The organism is Deinococcus marmoris DSM 12784 (assembly GCF_000701405.1).
GTDB classification, from domain to species: domain Bacteria; phylum Deinococcota; class Deinococci; order Deinococcales; family Deinococcaceae; genus Deinococcus; species Deinococcus marmoris.
In genome coordinates, this window is record NZ_JNIV01000020.1 from 36,462 (window position 1) to 53,511 (window position 17,050).

The following is a 17,050-nucleotide window of genomic DNA, read 5'->3' on the forward strand; positions in this document are numbered from 1 at the left end:
AAAATTGCGGTTCAGGCGTTGAGGTCAGGCAATGCCGCCAGCGCCTGCTCATGCTGTTTCAAAGCCTGCCCCATCGGCTGCGCGGCCACGGCCTCTCCCCCCGGCCTGAGCGTGTCCATCACCGCTTTCAGATCGGGAAACAGTCCGGCGGCAGGCATGGCGAGCAGGGCCGCGCCCTCTGCCGCACCGGGAGCATGTTCAATGTGCTGGACAGGCAATTCCAGCGCGCCGCTGACCATGCCCAGCCACAGGTCACTGCGTGCGCCGCCGCCCGTGGAGAGCAGCGTGGTCAGACTGGAAAGGGGCTGCATCACCCTGTACGTGTCAGACAGGGCGCAGACCGTGCCTTCCAGCAGCGCGCGAACCAAGTGTGGGCGGCGGTGCGCCAGACTCAGGCCAGACCATGAGCCGCGCAAGTCGGGATTCATCAGCGGGCTGCGTTCCCCGGCAAGGTAAGGGAGGAAGGTCACGCCCTCCGCACCGTCCGGGACCGTTCCAGCCTCGGCCAGCAGGTCCGCAAAATCCGTTTCGGGAGCCAGCGCATCATGGAACCATTGCAGCGCCCCGGCGCAGGCCAGCGTGACGCCCAGCAGGTTGTAGCCGCCGTCGGCGTGGGCGAACAGGTGGACGCGGCCCTGCGGATCGGGGGTAGGCGTGTCCAGCGGGGCGAACAGCACGCCGCTGGTGCCCAGGCTGACGCTGCCCACGCCGGGGCGGTGTGCGCCCAGGCCCAGGCCAATCCCCGCCGCCGCATTGTCGCCGCCACCCGCCACAATTTTCAGGTCAACAGGCAGTCCGGTTTGCGCCGCCATCTCAGGCAGAATCTGCCCCACCACCGCCCAGGAATCCACCACCTCTGGGAATAGGTCCACGTTCAGAGAAAGGGCGTTCAAGACTTCCGTATCCCACGTCTTATTCGTCAGATTCAGCGCCCCGATGCCCGAAGCATCCGATGGCTCGGTGAAGAAATTCCCGGTCAGCACGTAGCCCAGGTAATCCTTGGGCAGCAGCACTTTGTGCAGGCGGGCGAAGTTCTCCGGCTCGGCCTGACGGAGCCACAGCACCTTGGGCAACTGAAATCCAGTCACGGCGCGGTTGCCCGTGCGGGCGATCAGCTCCTCACGCGGAATCTTAGCCTCAATCTCATCCACCGCCGCCCCGGTACGCTGATCGTTCCAGAGGGGCGCGGGGCGAATCACCTCGCCGTCCGCGTCCAGAAAGACCGCGCCATGCATCTGCCCGCTGAGGCCCAGGGCCAGCGGCGTGCGGCCATCTGCTTTCAACGTCCCAGCCAGTTCTTTAAGCGCGTCCAGAGTGGCTGACGCCCAGTCCTGCGGGCGCTGCTCAGTCCAGCCGGGCTGAGGCGTCAGCAGGGGATAGGTGCGCGTGGTGCTGGCGACAACTGCCCCGCCCGCGTCCAGCGCCACAGCCTTGACGCCGCTGGTGCCGATGTCAATGCCCAGCGTGACTGGCTGGGTTTTGACGGGCTGGCTCACCCGCGCACGCCCATCAGCAGCTCAATGGTCATCTGGTCCAGGGCTTCCAGACCCAGCCCACGCACGCCCAGCGCCTCACGGTCAAATTCGCGGTTCTTGAGGGCCTCGGCATTCTCGGGCGAGAACTTGCTCAGGGTGGCCAGCTCCGTGTCCTCCACGCGGTACGCCTCCAGCGCCGCCGTGATCTCGGGATCGGCATGGAACTGCGCCACCTTGTCCTTGAGAATCAGGTAGGTCCGCATACAGCCGCGCGCAAAGGCCCACACGCCCGCCTCGTCCTCGGTCCGCAGGGCGTGGGCGTCAAAGTGCAGCGGGCCGCTGTAACCCGTGTCTTCCAACAGCATGACCGTAAAGAACGCGCCCTTGATGTTCTCCGCGCCGAAACGCAGATCCTGGTCAAAGCGGCCCATCTTCTGATCGTTCAGGTCAATGTGGAACAGCTTACCCGCATCCAGCGCCTGAGCAATGGCATGCGGAAAGCTGAGGCCCGCCATCGTCTCGTGGGCAAATTCGGGGTTGACGCCGAACAATTCCGGTTTGTCCAGCGTGGGAATGAAGCCCAGAGCGCTGCCCACGGTGGGCAGGAAGATGTCAGCGCGCGGCTCGTTGGGCTTGGGTTCCAGCGCGAAGCGGTAGCCGTAGCCCTGCGATTCGCTGTATTCGGCCAGAAAGTTGAGGCTCTCGCGGAACCACGCCAGCGCGTCCAGCAGCTTGCCGCCCGCGTCCACCTCGGTTCCCTCGCGGCCCCCCCAGAACACGTAGGTTTTTGCGCCCAACTCGGCCCCCAGGTCCATAGAGCGCATGGTCTTTTGCAGGGCGTAGGCGCGAACTCGGCGGTCCGCACTGGTGAACGCGCCGTCCTTGAACGCCGGGTCGCCAAACAGGTTGGTAGTCGCCATCGGCACCTTCAGCCCGGTTTCAGCCAGCGCAGCTTTCAGGTCTGAAACAATCCTGTCGCGCTCGGCAGCCGTGGCGTCAATCGGCACCAGATCGTTGTCGTGCAGGTTAATGCCCGATGCGCCCAGTTCGGCCAGCTTCCGCACGATGTACGGTGCGCTGATCGGCTGCCGGGTGGGTTCCCCGAATGGATCGCGTCCGACGTTGCCGACGGTCCAGAGGCCAAAGGTAAAACGGTCTGCGGCGGTGGGGGTAAAGTTGGTCATGGTTCTCCTAGGGTACAACGAAAACGATTTCAGTTTGATTTGAGCAGAGTGGCAGTGGGCAGAACGTCTAGAGCGTCAGCACATCCCGCCCCGGCAACTTGCCCGCGATGATCATCTCCAGCACCTCGTCCTGCGTGATCTGTGAGGTCAGGGCGCTGCCCACCACTTTCCCGTTTTTCATAACGGTCACGCGGTCTGCCAGATCGAACACGTCATGCATGTCGTGGCTGATCAGGAAGATGCCCACGCCCTCGGTCTTCAGCGATTTGATCAGCTCGTTGACCTGATGCGTTTCCTGCGGCCCCAGGGCGGCGGTGGGTTCGTCCATGATCAGCACTCTGGCCTTGAAATAAATGGCCCGGCTGATGGCGATACACTGGCGCTGCCCGCCCGACAGGTTAAAAACGGGTTTCTTGAGGTCCGGCAGATTGACCTTCAGGCGGTCCAGCACCTTGCGGGCCTCCAGCTCCATCGTGTCCTCGTCCAGCGTGCCACCACGCAGCAACTCGCGCCCCAGGAAAATGTTGGCCGCCACATCCAGGTTGTCGGCCAGCGCCAGATTCTGGTAAATGGTTTCAATCCCCAGCTTCTGCGCGGCGCGGGGGCTGGTCAGTTTCACCTCCTGCCCGTTCATCAGTATCTGCCCGGCGTCGGCGGTGTACGCCCCGGAAAGCATCTTGATCAGGGTGGACTTGCCCGCGCCGTTGTGGCCCAGCAATCCCAGCACCTCACCGGGGGCCAGGCTGATGTTCACGTCCTCCAGCGCGTGGATCCCGCCGAAACTCTTGGAGATGCCACGCGCCTCCACCAGCGGAGTGACGCTGTTAGGGGAAAAGGCTGCGCTCATTTGGCCCGCCTGCGCTGGAAGATGCCGTCCAGCGTGACCGCCAGCATCAGCACCAATCCCTGCACCACGTTCTGCCACGCGCTGGGCAGATCCAGCAGCAACATGCCGTTGATCAGGCTCGCCATCAGAATCGCTCCCAGAAATGCGCCGGGAATGCTGCCCGTGCCGCCCGCCAGCGATGTTCCGCCAATAACGGCCGCCGCGATCACGCTCAGTTCGGCCAGGGTGCCGGTGGAGTTGGTCCCGGCGTTCAGACGGGCCGTTTGAATCGCCCCGGCCAGGGCGGCCAGCATGCCCATGATGCCGAAGACCAGAATGGTCAGGCGGGTGGTGTTGATCCCGGCCAGCCGCGCGGCTTCCGGGTTACCGCCGTAGGCGAACACATAGCGGCCAAAACGGGTGGCGCGGACCACCCACATCATGATTGCCGTGACCGCCAGCATGATCAGCACCGGCACCGGCATCCCGCGTGGCAGGCCGCTGCGGGGATCGGGGTAGCTATTCATCACCAGCACGAAGGCCAGCACCAGCGCCAGCGTGACGCCCGTGAAGGCGAATTGCAGGGTGGCGGAGCGGTTGGGCAGCCCGCGTCTGGCCCGCTGCTGATAGTTCCGCAGGTCCGTCCACACGATGGCCGCCGCGATCAGCACGCCCACGCCCCAGCTTGCCGGGCCGCCAATCGAGCCGTTCAGGCCGCCGCCCAGAATCTGGAAGGTCTCGGTCAGGGGCGCAACCGTCTGGCCGCTGGTCAGCAGCCACGCGCCGCCCCGGAAGATCAGCAGGCCGCCCAGGGTGACGATAAAGGACGGCACGCCCAGCAGCGCCACCCACGTTCCCTGCAACATGCCGATGCCCAGCCCCAGCAGCAGCCCCAGCGCCAGCGTGAGCAGCGCGCCCCACCACGTATCCTCCGTGAACACCCGGATGTTCAGGACCGCCATCGCCATCCCCGTGAAGCCCAGGATGGACCCGATGGACAGGTCAATGTTGCGCATCACGATGACCAGCACCATGCCGCTGACCATCACGCCCACCGACGCGGTCTGCACCGACAGGTTCCACAAATTGCGCGAGGTGATGAAGACCCCGCCGGTCAGCAGGTTAAAAGCGATCCAGATTCCGGCAATCGCCAGCACCATGAACAGCAGGCGGCCATCAATCCCCAGTTGCGCCAGTAATCGCTTAGGCGGCGTGGTTGGAACGGTCTTGACACTTTGCATAGTCCTCCAGGCCGCAGTAGGAGCGGCATGCGAAAGGGGAAATGACGGGCGACAGACTGGCCCTGTTCATTTCCCCCTGAAACGGTCTAGGGGTTTAGCGGCAGGCTGCCGGGGCCGCAGCGCCCGTCACGCCGTTGCAGATTTCGGCCTTGGTGGCCCACTTGGCGGTGATCAGCGTGCCGAGGTTGGCCTTGGTGACCACCACCGGCTTCAGGAGAATGCTGGACACGGCCACCTTCCTAGGGCCACCGTTAAAGGTGCTGCTGCCCTTGACGGCATTGACCTTGGTGCCGCCCGCCAGTTGCACGGCGATCTTGGCCGCTTCCGTTCCCAGCGTGCGCGAGTCCTTCCAGACGGTGCCCGTTTGCAGTCCTCTGGCAATCCGGTTCAGGGCGGCCTTGTCGGCGTCCTGACCCGAGACGGGAATCTTACCCGCCAGCCCCACGCCCGCCAGTGCCGAGACCGCGCCCCCTGCCGTGCCGTCATTGGAGGCCACCACCGCGTCAATCTTGTTCTGGTTGGCGGTCAGCATCTGCTCCATGTTGCGCTGGGCGATCTCGGGCTGCCAGCCTTCAGTGAACTGGCTGCCCACGTTCTTGATCGCGCCGGACTTGATCGCCTTGTCCAGCACTTCCAGTTGCCCAGCGTACAGCAGCGCCGCGTTGGGATCGCTGGGACTGCCCTTGATAAAGGCGTAATTGCCCTTGGGCTTGGCGTTCAGGATCATCCTGGCCTGCAAGCGCCCGACTTCCTTGTTGTCAAAGGAGATGTAAAAAGCCCAGGGGTCTTCAATCAGGCGGTCATACGAAACGACGGGGATGCCGTCGGCCTTGGCCTTGGCAATGGCGGGCAGCACGGCCTCGGTGTCCTGGGCCAGCACCAGCAGCACGGTTGCGCCGCGCGTCACCAGACTTTCAATGTCCGAGAGCTGTTTTTCGTTGGAACTCTGGGCATCGGCGCTGATGTACTTGGCCCCCAGCTTGTCCAGTTGGGCCTTGATCGCCGCTTCATCGGTCTTCCAGCGCTCCTCCTGAAAATTGGACCAACTGACGCCCACCACCACTTGCTTCTGTGCCAGTGCGGGCGAGGCGAGAAGGCTCAGGCCAAGAACTGCGGTTAAAATGCCCATTCGTTTCATAGAACTCCTTGATAGGGCGCTTTGCGCCAGTAGACAGAGAAATAAAATTAGACAACCCCATAGGGCTGAATCAAGGCGAAGAGGGCAACTTTCAGGGGAAGTCTCAACAGTTTGAGTTAAGGAAAACGATTTCGGTGACTGAAGTATACCCCTTTCGCTCAAAAGGTCAAGAGGTCATATACCGGAGAACTGACTATGAAACGGTCAGGCTCCTCTTGTAGGTCACTCAGGGTCAGTCAACGGAGCGGTGCTGCGGCGCACCAGCAGGTGCGTGGGAAGCAGCGTGTGGGACACGGGCGCACCTCCGAGACGGGCCAGCAGCACCCGTACACCCTCTGCCGCCATTTCCGCTGCGGGCTGGTACACCGTGGTCAGGCCGCCCGCGATGTATTCCGCGCCCAGGATGTCGTCAAAGCCCACCAGCGAAAGGTCAGCGGGAACGCTCAGCCCAGCCCTGGCCAGCGCCTGCACCACCGCCGCTGCCCCCAGATCGGTTTCGGCAAAGACCGCAGTGACCTCGCCCCGTCTGACAGCCTGCACCAGCAGATCACCGTCATGCACGGCGGCCATAGGGGAGAGTCCGGCGGCGGTCATCGCCTCCCGGTAGCCCTGTTCCCGGCGCTGGAAGTGTTCCACTCCGCTGGCCTCACCACCACCGTAAAAGGCGATGCGGGTGTGCCCCAGCTCCAGCAGATGCCCGATAGCCTGCCGCGCGCCCGCCTGATGGTCCACGTCCACGCTGCTGATGCCCGGCGGCACCCGCTGGGTCCACAGCGCCACCACGGGCAGCGGCAGTTGGGCCAGGTCCTGAAGCAACTGGTGTCCGCGCAAGGGATCGCACCCCACCAGCAACCCGTCCACCCGTCCGTCCAGATAGGTGTGGTGCAGGCCGCTGCTGCCCGGATAGACCACCAGCGCGGGCACGTTCAGGCTACGCGCCGCGTCGCTGAGGCCCGCCATGATCGCACCGTCAAAGGTCCGGCGGACCGCGTTGCTGGTGGTCATGGCCCCCAGCAGACTGTCGGGTTCCGAAGCGCCCACCGCCTCCAGCACCACGCCCAGTTGCCCGGTCTGCCGGGTCCGCAGGTTGCGGGCGGCCACGTCCGGCACGTAACCCAGTTCAAGGGCCACCAGTTTGACCCGCTCGGCGGTCTCGGCACGCACCGGATAATCGGCGCGGCCCGATAGCACCTTGGAGACCGTGGCCGTGCTGACGCCCGACGCGGCGGCCACCTCGCGGATGCTGACGCGCCCGGTTTCGAGCTTGCTCGACTTAGCCACTGCCTTTCAGGCTAACCCAGTTTCCGTTCGCCGCCGCACTTTCCAGCACGCCCGTCATGAATTTCACGCCCTGCACGCCGTCCTTGATCGTCGGATAGTCAGGATTGATCGCCTCGCCGCGTTCCTGCGCCGCCAGATCGTCGGCCACCGCGCTGTAAATGTTGGCAAACGCCTCAATAAACGCTTCCGGGTGTCCGGCGGGCAGGCGGGTCACGGCGTTGGCCGCTCCGCCCGTTCCCGGCCCGCCGCGCGTCAGAATCTGCCGGGGCCTATCCAGTTGGTCGAAAAGGAGGTGGTTGGGGTCTTCCTGCCGCCAGCTCAGGCTGCCCTTCGTGCCAAAAATAGACAGGCGCAGATCGTTTTCACGGCCAATCTCGATCTGGGAGACGGTCAGTACGCCCCTTGCGCCCCCTTCAAAACGCAGCAACATGCTGGCGTCGTCGTCCAAACGACGGCCCGGCACGAAGGCAGTCAGCTCGGCAGCCACCTCTTCCAGCGTCAGCCCACTGACAAACGTCGCCAGTTGCTCGGCGTGGGTGCCGATGTCGCCCAACGCCCCGGCAGGACCGCTGCGGGCCGGATCGGTGCGCCACTCGGCCTGCTTGCCCGTCTGCTCGGTGGCCAGCCAGCCTTGGTGATATTCCACGATCACCTTGCGAATCTGGCCCAGTTCACCCTTCCGCACCATCTCGCGGGCCTGACGGATCAGGGGATAGCCGCTGTAGTTGTAGGTCACGGCGAAGGCGGTTCCAGCCTGTTTGACCGCTGCCTCCAACTCCTGCGCCTCTTTTAGCGTGGGCACCAGGGGTTTGTCGCAGATGACATGAAAACCCGCCTGAACCGCTGCCAGCGCCACTGGGAAATGCAGGTGGTTGGGCGTGACGATGCTGATCACTTCCGCGCCATCTTCCCTGTTTTTCTCGCCCTCTAACAGTTCCTGCCAGATGCCGTAACTGCGCTCCGGCGGGAGGCCCAACGCCGCCCCCGATTCTCTGGACCTTTCCGGCGTGCTGGACAGCGCCCCAGCCACCAGCACATAGCGCCCGTCCAGCGCCGCCGCGTGCCGGTGAACAGCGCCGATAAAGGCGTCCTGACCGCCGCCTACCATCGCCAGCCGCAGGGGACGCCGATAGTCGCTCACGCCTCTTCCTTGGCAAACGCCGCGTCGAACACCACGTCCGACGGCGGGAAATCCAGGCGGCGCGTGTAGGCCGCACTCTCGGTTGCGCCTGCCACCCGGTCCATGCGGGCGTCCTCCCACTCGATGCTTAATGGCCCGCTGTAGCCGATGTCGTGCAGCGCCACGATGATGTCCTCGAATTTCACGTCCCCGCGCCCCACTGAGCGGAAATCCCAGAAGCGCCGCCTGTCGCCAAAGGTGGTATGGCCGCCGAACACGCCCACCTCGCCGCTGCCGTGACCCCACCACACGTCCTTGATGTGGACGTGGAAAATGCGTTCTGGAAAGCGGCGAATGAAGCCCACGTAATCCACGCCCTGATACGCCAGATGGCTGGGATCATAGTTGAAGCCGAAGCGCGGGTGGTGGCCCACAGCCTCCAGGGCACGGGCAGCGCTGGCAGTGTCGAAGGCGATCTCGGTGGGATGAACCTCCAGCGCAAAGTTCACGTCTACCTCGGCGAAGGCGTCCAGAATGGGAGTGAAGCGCCGGGCAAAGTCCGCAAATCCACGTTCCCAGTACGCCTGATCGGTGGGTGGAAAGGCGTACAGGCTGTGCCAGATGCTCGATCCGGTAAATCCGGTGACCACGTTCACACCCAGTTTGCGGGCCGCCTTGCCGGTGTCGATGATTTCCTGGGCGGCCCGCACGCGTACACCCTCGGGATCGCCGTCGCCCCAGACGTGAGCGGGAACGATGGATTTGTGCCGCTCGTCGATGGGATCACACACTGCCTGCCCCACCAGATGGTTGCCGATGGCGTGAACTTGCAGACCGTGTTGGGCGAGCAACTCGCGCACGCTATCGGCGTAACCATCCTCCTTCAGCGCCCGCTGCACATCGAAATGATCGCCCCAGCAGGCCAGTTCCAGACCATCGAAGCCCATCTGTCTGGCCAGCGGTGCGAGTTCAGCCAGTGGCAGGTCGGCCCACTGGCCGGTAAATAAAGTGACAGGTCTTGGCATGGGTCTAAGGTGCCTCCAGGGCAGGGGTTGGGTCGAGTTGGACGCTGGTGTGACGGGGTGGCTCCCACGATTAACCCCTCTGCTTTGCAGCTCTGTGAGTCCGCCCCTCCGGGGCACCTCCCCTTGGAAGGGAGGCGAGAGTCTCAGAATTGCCTGACCAGCCGCTTTTCTTGGCTCCCTTTAAGGGGAGCTGGCTGCGAAGCAGACTGAGGGGTTAAACCGCAAGGGGCCTCCCATTCACACGGAGAAAAAAATCTCCCTCGTTCTCAGAACGGGGAATTCGGGAAATAGAACTTGGCGGCGTTGTCTTTCGTCACCAACACGCTGGGAATGATCGTGGTTTTGGGCATGGCCGTCTTGGTCATCCGCGACTTGGCGGTCAGCAGCATGGCCTCGCGGATCATGTTGGGCGGGTAGGTCACGTCGGCAGTGATCAGGGGATCGCCGTCCTGCACCTTCTTGATCATTTCCTTCATGCCCGCGCCGCCCAGCACGAATTTGATGTCCTTGCGCCCCGCCTGCTCAATGGCCTTCAGCACGCCCACGGCAATATCGTCGTCCTGCGCCCACACGGCGTCAATCTTGGGAAAACGGGTCAGGTAGTCCTGCATGACCTTGAAGCCGTCGTCGCGGTTCCAGTTGGCGTACTGCCGGTCCAGAATCTTGACGTTCGGGTACTTCTCCTTCATCACCTTGTCGAAGGCGTCCACGCGCTGGTTGTCGATCACGGTGGCAATGCCGCGCAGCACCACCACATTGCCCTTGCCGCCCAGCGTTTTGCCCACGTATTCGCCACTCACGCGGCCCAGGCCCGGATTGTCCCCGGCCACGTAGGCGTCCTGCGCCTTGGGATCGGTCAGCGCGCGGTCCACCACCACCGTGAACACGCCCTTGTTCTTGAGGTTGGCGACGGGTCGGGTCAGCGGCGCACTCTCCTGCGGCAGGATCACCAGCGCGTTGATCTTGTTGACCGTGTACATGTCCTGAATCTGGTTGGCCTGCTCGTTGGCGTCCTTGGCCGTCTTGACGATCACGGTCAGGCCCGGATACATCTTTTGCAGCTCTGTTTTGGTCTGGTTGGCCCAGTACACCACGCCGCCCGTCCAGCCGTGGTCCGCTGACGGGATGGAGACACCGATGACCTGCTTCGTTTGCGCCAGCGCGGCAGAGGCCAGCAGCGAGATGGATAGGACGGCGAGTTTTTTCAGGGTTTGAGACATGGTTGGCTCCTTGGTTTTCTATGCGGAGATGGGCGGAAGAACGCGGCGCGGAATATCTTTTCTCCGGGTGAGGCTCACGTGACCACACAGGCATCTGCTAGGGAGGCAGCCGAGAAACACAGACCGGTTCCACGGCCTTCATGACCGTTTTCCACGTTGCAGGAAGGCCACCACAATGATCACGACGCCCTGCACGGCGGCGTTCAGGTACACGCTGATGATCGAGGTCAGGTTCAACACGTTCTCGATGCTCAGCAGCAAGATCGCGCCCACCACCGTTCCCCAGATGCGCCCGGAGCCGCCTTTGAGGGCCGTGCCACCGATGATGACGGCGGCAATCGCCTCCAGTTCCCAGAGGATGCCGGTGCTGGGGCTGGCGCTGCCCAGACGGGGCACGTACAGCAGGGTAGCCAGCGCCACGCAAATGCCCTGGATCATGTAGGTGATGACCTTGACGCGGTTCACATCCACAGCGGCGTAGCGCGCCACCTGCTCATTGCTGCCGATGGCCTGCACGTAGCGGCCATAACGGGTGCGGTTCAGAATCAGCCCGCCGAGCAGCGCCACCACCGCGAACACGATGATGGGAAACGGCACGCCCAGAATCTTGCCGTAATACACCGGGCTGTAGGCGTCGCTGAGAGTGTTGTTGAGCGAGATGCTGCCACCCTCCGACAGGTAGGTCAGGACGGCGCGGTAGATGCCCAGCGTTCCCAGCGTCACGATAAACGGCTCGATACGCCCACGCGCGATAAAAGTGCCTTGCAGCAGCCCCGCCCCAGCCCCGATGAGCAGCGCACACAGCATCCCGATGGCAATCACGCCAGCCCCGCCGCCACCAGCTCCCAGCGCGTTCATGATCAGGATCATCGAACCGGCGATCAGGGCGGCCATCGAACCCACCGACAGATCAATCCCACCGGAGATGATCACGAACGTCGCCCCCACCGCGATGATGCCGATAAATGAGGCGCGCGTCGCCACGTTAGACAGGTTAGAGACGGTCAGGAAGTCGCTATTGAGTGCCGTCGCCACGATCATCAGGGCGATCAGCCCCAGCAGCGGCCCCAGGCTGCCCAGCCGGGACAGCAGCGGCGGGCGGGCGGGCTTGGATGTTTCGGCGGAATGTTCGGTCATCTGGGGGCAGCCTCCAGGGCAGGGGAATTGGCTTTTAATCCGGTGGCATACTGAATCACTTCCTGTTCGGTCAATTCGCCCCCTGTCAGGTTGCCGACGACGCGGCCCTCACGCACCACCAGCAGGCGCTGGCACAGGCCCAGCAACTCGGTCAGCTCGCTGGAAATGACGATGATGCCCTTGCCCGCCGCCGCCAGCGCCTGAATCAGCAGGTAGATCTCGCGCTTGGCCCCCACGTCCACGCCGCGCGTCGGCTCGTCCAGCACGATCACGTCGGGATCGACTTCCAGAATGCGGGCCAGCGCCAGCTTCTGCTGATTGCCGCCGGACAGCGCGCTGGCGGGCACGTCCAGCCGCCCGGTGCGGATGCCGTAAGTTTTGACCGCCCCCTCCAGCGCCCGCGTCTCCGCGCCGATGTTCAGCAGGGGCCGCGCGTACTCCTCCAGTGTCATTAACGTGAGATTGGGTCGAAGATGGAAGTCCACAAGCAAACCCTTGCCCTTGCGGTCCTCGCTGAGATAGACGATGCCCGCGTTTGCCGCTCTGCCAGGACTGTTGATACGGGTGGGGCGGCCCGCCACTCGCACCTGACTAACGGTGTGGCGGCGCAGGCCCAGCAGCCCCTCGAACAGCTCTGTGCGCCCCGAACCCACGAGGCCCGCGAAGCCCAGCACCTCGCCCGCACGCAGCGTGAAATTGATGTCGTGCGCCCAGCCGGGAACCTCCAGGCCCTCAACATGCAGCGCCTCTTTCTCGGCGGGCCGCCCCTTGTCCGGGAACATTTCCTCCAGCTCCCGGCCCACCATCAAATTCGCCAGATCGTGCGGGGTTTTGCCCGCCGCCGGGCCGCTGAACACCACCGCGCCGTCGCGCAAGACGGTCACCGAGTCGGCCAGAGCCTGCACCTCGTCCAGCTTGTGGCTGATGTAGAGGATGGTCACGCCATCGTCCCGCAGGCGGCGAATCAGCGCGAACAGCACGTCGGTTTCGCGGTTGGTCAGGGTGGCCGTCGGCTCGTCCATGACCAGCACACGGGCATTTCTGGCTAGGGCCTTGGCAATCTCGACAAGTTGCTTTTGCGGCACGCTCAGGTCTTTGACCTTGACTCTGGGATCAAGCCCCACATCTAACCGCTTCAAGGCTTCCGCCGCCTGCCGGTTCATCTCTGCGTCGTTCAGCAGCGTGCCGCCCAGTTCCCGCCCCAGAAAGATGTTCTGTGCCACACTCAGGTCATCGGCCAGGTTGAATTCCTGATGGATCAGCACCACGCCCCGGCCCTCGGCGTCGCGGCTGCTGCGAAAGGTCACAGGCTGTCCTTTCAATACGATCTCGCCAGAGGTCTGGGACTGATAGCCGCCCAGAATCTTCATCAGCGTACTCTTGCCCGCGCCGTTCTCGCCGATTAAAGCGTGAATCTCGGCGGCGCTAATTTCGAAACTGACGCCGTGCAGGACCTCCACCGGCCCAAATGATTTTGTGATCCCCCGGAACTGCACGGCAGGCGTGGTTGTCACGCGTGCCCCACGTTACGGGACTGGACGGAAACGCAAACAGAATCGGCGTGGCTCCAGATCGGCACAGGGTTCTCCAGAGAGCAAGAGGTGGGGCACGACAATACGCGAACGAGAGGAGGTGATTGATTTTGAGTAAGCCCACCATAGCACGTCATTTCGGAGAATCGAAATCGATTTCGGTTGCCGCGTTGCTTCCAGTAATCTCCGCGTTTTGGCGGCGACAAACGAGGGGGCCACATTCAGATTTTTGCCGTTCTTCTAAACTTTTCAGACACACACATGATGCGGGAACTCCGCTTGCATCTCGAACACGCAAGAATGTACTTTGCGTCGGAAGTATCCTTGAGGTCATTGGTCCGTACAGTTCCCGATTCCCAAAATTGACTTTTTCTTTATTTTCGCCCTAGCATGCGCCCACGCGGTTAATCGTCTCCGGTGAGGGTCTGGACCGCTGCCCGGTGGCCTTCAGGCTGCCAGGGCGGTGGCAATTTTCCATGTCTTCGACTCAGGATGGACGCACAACCGGAGGATGCCTTGACGGACCACGCGCTGGTAGACGACGCCCAGACTCCTCACGCTGGCTTTCCCTTTGACCCCAGATTCGCGCCCACCTACCCGCCCCTGAGCGCGCACGAGGCGGCAGTGGAGGCCCACCGCTGCCTGTACTGCTACGACGCGCCGTGCATTCAGGCATGTCCGACGCATATCGACATCCCCACGTTCATTCGTAAAATTGCCACCGACAACCTGCGTGGCAGCGCCCGCGTCATTCTGGAATCCAACTTTCTGGGTGGTACCTGTGCCCGTGTGTGCCCCGTCGAGGAACTGTGCGAGGGCGCGTGCGTGCTGAACGCGGAAGAAAAGCCCATTGCGATTGGGCGGCTGCAACGACATGCGGTAGACCATGTGCAGGAGCGCGGTTTGCAGATGTTCACGGCAGGAACGCCCACGGGCCGCAAGGTGGCCGTCGTCGGCAGTGGTCCCGCAGGACTCAGCGTCAGCGCCGAACTCGCCAAGCTGGGCCACGCAGTCACGCTGCTGGAAAAGCGCGAGCTGGGCGGCGGCCTCAGCACCTACGGAATTATCGTCCTGCGCGAACCCGTGGAGGTGTCGTTGCAGGAAGTGGAGGCGGTCCGGGCACTGGGCGTGACGGTGGAGACTGAGCGCGAGTTGACGGATCAAGCCGGGCTAACTGCACTTTTGGATGAATACGACGCTGTATTTCTGGGATTGGGATTGGGCGCAGTTCCGGCAATGGGCATTCCTGGCGAGGAACACCTGATTGACGGCCTTCAGTACATTGAGGACAGCAAGATTACCCCTGACAGCCTGCCAGACGCTGAAAACGTCGTGGTCATCGGCGCAGGCAACACGGCCATTGACGCCGCCACCATTGCCCGGCGGCGCGGCGCGGACGTGACCCTGCTGTATCGCCGCACCGAAGCCGAGATGACCGCCTACCGCCACGAATACGAATTCGCCCTGTCAGAGGGCATCCAGTACCGCTTCCTGACCCAGCCCGTGCGGGTGATCTCGGAAGGCGGCAGGGTGACGGGCGTGGAGTGCGTGAAGATGGTGCTGGGCGTGCCAGACACCGGCGGACGGCCCAGCCCGCATCCTCTGCCCGGCAGCGAATTCGTGGTTCCCTGCGACGCCGTCATCAAGGCGATTGGACAGGAGAAACCTGCGCTGGCAACCGAGCTGGGGCTAGAGGTTTCCGGCGGTTATATGGTCGTCAACCACGACATGCAGACCAGCCTGCCGCGCGTGTATGCCGGGGGCGATTGCGTGCGCCTGCGCGGCACCGCCAGCACCGTGATGGCCGTACAGGACGGCAAATACGCCGCCGTTGCCATTCATCAAGCTCTTTTATCTGCCCAGGAGGCTCCACATGGCTGACCTCTCCGTCAATTTCGCGGGTATCCGCGCGCCCAATCCGTTCTGGCTGGCCTCCGCGCCGCCCACCAACAGCGGGGCGCAGATTCACCGCGCCTTTGAACACGGCTGGGGCGGGGCCGTCTGGAAGACCATCGGTGCGCCCGTCCTGAACATCAGCAACCGCTACGGCGGCCTGAGTATCGGCGGGCAGCGCCTGCTGGCGATCAACAACGTGGAACTGATCAGTGACCGCCCGCTAGACGTGAACCTGCGCGAAATCGCCGAGATCAAGCGGCTGTGGCCGGACCGCGCCGTGATCGTGAGCGCGATGGTGGATGCCTCGCCCGAAGCTTGGCGCGAAATCGTCATGATGATTGAGGACACTGGAGCAGACGGCATAGAACTCAATTACGGCTGCCCCCAGGGCATGAGCGAACGCGGCATGGGCGCAGCCGTCGGTCAGGTGCCGGAAATGTGCGAGCTGAACACGCACTGGGTCACCTCTATTACCAAACTCCCGGTGATCGTCAAGCTGACCCCGAACGTCACACACATCACCGAACCTGCGCACGCGGCGATTGCGGGCGGGGCCAACGCGCTGAGCCTGATCAACACCATCAATTCAGTGATGAGCGTTGATCTGGACACCCTGCAAATCACGCCCAACATTGGCGGGCGCGGCACCCACGGCGGTTACGCGGGGCCAGCCGTCAAACCAATCGCGTTAAATATGCTCACGGAGTTGCTGACCGACCAGGGCGTGCTGAAAAGCGGCGTTCCGGTGTGCGGCATGGGCGGCATCGTGACTTGGAAGGACGCCGCCGAATTCCTGCTGCTGGGCGCGGGGGCCGTTCAGGTCTGCACCGCCGCCATGCACTACGGCTACCGGATCGTGGAGGACATGATTGACGGCCTGGGCAACTGGATGGATGACAAGGGTTTTGCCACCATTGCCGACGTTTCGGGCCGGGCCCTGCCGCAGATGAGCAGTTTTGGGCAACTGGATCTGGGGTATCAGGCGGTGGCGCGGATTGACCCGGACAAGTGCATTCAGTGCAACCTGTGTTACGTGGCCTGCAACGACACCGCGCACCAGTGCATTGACTTGGTGGCTGGAAACGGCGTGCGGGTAGACCCCGGCTACGACGTGCGCGTCAACGGCAGGGCGGTGGCCGACACCCGCCCGACTCCGGTGGTCCGCGAACCCGAGTGCGTGGGCTGCGCGCTGTGCGCCAACGTCTGCCCGGTGGACGGCTGCATCACGATGGTCAGTGTTTCCAGCACGCAGGAAAACATCAGTTGGGACGCCCTGACCGCCCAGCGCCCTGAAATTGCCAGCAGTTGGGACGCCATGATGGCTTACCGCAAGGAGCAGGGCATTGACATTCACTGAATCTGAAATGGAAAGCAGCTACTTACAAACAGTTAAGCAACGCTTTTCTGCTGTGGCCGAGAGAGCCGATCAACTCCGATTGAACTGTCCCTATCGTTTCTACAAAATGAGTCCAGAAGCTGTGGAGTCCTGGCTTGATAAACACTTCGTACCAACCGAACTGGGATGGACAGAAGAAAAAATTTTAGAGCTGGAAGGAGTATTATCCAGAATCATTCCCAACGATTACCGAATCTTCCTGAGTTTTCTAGGAAATCTCCATCATCAGCTCTTCGGCTACGACTATGACTTCAGTACCGGACAACTTGCGTTTAAGTGGCGCTGGGTGCGGAGAAAGGTTGATTTAAGAGGCCGAAGTATATTTCGGCCTGTGGGTGATCCCATCTCAGCGCTCTCGCCAGATATTGCCAGCCATACTGGACCACGCTGACTGCGCGACGACCATGCGCTTTGACTGGAATTGGTTTGGACGCATTCATCCAGACGCCCACCCGCAGACAGCACACCCAGGCCAGCGTGACCAGTCCAAACAACCGCTCTAATCGGTCAGCGTGGGTCACCGCTGACCGTTCCAGGTCAAAGCCACGCGACTTCATGCTGCTGAACGTACACTCGATG

13 protein-coding genes and 1 pseudogene are annotated in these 17,050 nt (G+C 63.0%); 2 read left to right on the forward strand and 12 right to left on the reverse strand.

Annotated features, from left to right (window positions below):
• Window positions 1-11: 11 nt before the first annotated feature.
• The 11 genes from xylB to Q319_RS0106665 form a co-directional block, all read right to left on the reverse strand.
• Window positions 12-1,496 carry a xylulokinase gene (xylB, locus tag Q319_RS0106615; protein WP_029481313.1) on the reverse strand — a complete coding sequence of 495 codons (1,485 nt, stop codon included), beginning with the start codon at window positions 1,494-1,496 and terminating at the stop codon, window positions 12-14.
• Window positions 1,493-2,659: a xylose isomerase gene (gene xylA, locus Q319_RS0106620; RefSeq protein ID WP_029481314.1), complete on the reverse strand. Its 1,167-nt coding sequence runs from the start codon at window positions 2,657-2,659 to the stop codon at window positions 1,493-1,495. The genes xylB and xylA overlap by 4 nt, the downstream gene beginning before the upstream one ends.
• 67 nt (window positions 2,660-2,726) lie before the next feature.
• Window positions 2,727-3,506: an ATP-binding cassette domain-containing protein gene (locus tag Q319_RS0106625; RefSeq protein ID WP_029481315.1), complete on the reverse strand. Its 780-nt coding sequence runs from the start codon at window positions 3,504-3,506 to the stop codon at window positions 2,727-2,729.
• Window positions 3,503-4,726 carry a sugar ABC transporter permease gene (locus Q319_RS0106630; protein WP_029481317.1) on the reverse strand — a complete coding sequence of 408 codons (1,224 nt, stop codon included), beginning with the start codon at window positions 4,724-4,726 and terminating at the stop codon, window positions 3,503-3,505. The genes Q319_RS0106625 and Q319_RS0106630 overlap by 4 nt, the downstream gene beginning before the upstream one ends.
• Before the next feature lie 94 nt (window positions 4,727-4,820).
• A complete protein-coding gene (gene xylF, locus Q319_RS0106635) occupies window positions 4,821-5,864 on the reverse strand; it encodes a D-xylose ABC transporter substrate-binding protein (RefSeq protein WP_156039199.1) in 1,044 nt (347 codons plus the stop codon).
• Between the two features lie 222 nt (window positions 5,865-6,086).
• Complete coding sequence (locus Q319_RS0106640; RefSeq protein WP_029481319.1) at window positions 6,087-7,145, reverse strand: LacI family DNA-binding transcriptional regulator; 1,059 nt, start codon at window positions 7,143-7,145, stop codon at window positions 6,087-6,089.
• Window positions 7,138-8,286 carry a Gfo/Idh/MocA family protein gene (locus Q319_RS0106645; protein WP_051655163.1) on the reverse strand — a complete coding sequence of 383 codons (1,149 nt, stop codon included), beginning with the start codon at window positions 8,284-8,286 and terminating at the stop codon, window positions 7,138-7,140. Before Q319_RS0106645 ends, Q319_RS0106640 begins: the two co-directional genes overlap by 8 nt.
• On the reverse strand, window positions 8,283-9,290 hold the full coding sequence (locus Q319_RS0106650) for a sugar phosphate isomerase/epimerase family protein (protein WP_029481322.1): 1,008 nt from the start codon (window positions 9,288-9,290) through the stop codon (window positions 8,283-8,285). The genes Q319_RS0106645 and Q319_RS0106650 overlap by 4 nt, the downstream gene beginning before the upstream one ends.
• Window positions 9,291-9,556: 266 nt before the next feature.
• Entirely contained in the window at window positions 9,557-10,510 is a 954-nt protein-coding gene (locus Q319_RS0106655) for an ABC transporter substrate-binding protein (protein WP_029481323.1), read from the reverse strand.
• 138 nt (window positions 10,511-10,648) lie between these two features.
• On the reverse strand, window positions 10,649-11,647 hold the full coding sequence (locus tag Q319_RS0106660; protein ID WP_029481325.1) for an ABC transporter permease: 999 nt from the start codon (window positions 11,645-11,647) through the stop codon (window positions 10,649-10,651).
• The gene (locus Q319_RS0106665) at window positions 11,644-13,161 is read right to left on the reverse strand and encodes a sugar ABC transporter ATP-binding protein (RefSeq protein WP_029481326.1); all 1,518 of its coding nucleotides are present in this window, start codon (window positions 13,159-13,161) and stop codon (window positions 11,644-11,646) included. Before Q319_RS0106665 ends, Q319_RS0106660 begins: the two co-directional genes overlap by 4 nt.
• Before the next feature lie 534 nt (window positions 13,162-13,695).
• On the opposite strand from Q319_RS0106665, the gene Q319_RS0106670 reads away from it, so the two are divergent.
• Together Q319_RS0106670 and preA are read left to right on the forward strand one after the other, a co-directional pair.
• A complete protein-coding gene (locus Q319_RS0106670; protein WP_245619018.1) occupies window positions 13,696-15,060 on the forward strand; it encodes an NAD(P)-dependent oxidoreductase in 1,365 nt (454 codons plus the stop codon).
• Window positions 15,053-16,432, forward strand: coding sequence for an NAD-dependent dihydropyrimidine dehydrogenase subunit PreA (gene preA / locus Q319_RS0106675; protein ID WP_029481330.1), 1,380 nt, complete (start codon window positions 15,053-15,055; stop codon window positions 16,430-16,432). The genes Q319_RS0106670 and preA overlap by 8 nt, the downstream gene beginning before the upstream one ends.
• Before the next feature lie 311 nt (window positions 16,433-16,743).
• Here the strand turns inward: preA and Q319_RS26910 are convergent.
• Window positions 16,744-17,050, reverse strand: a pseudogene (locus Q319_RS26910) (IS4 family transposase); the annotation flags it as partial.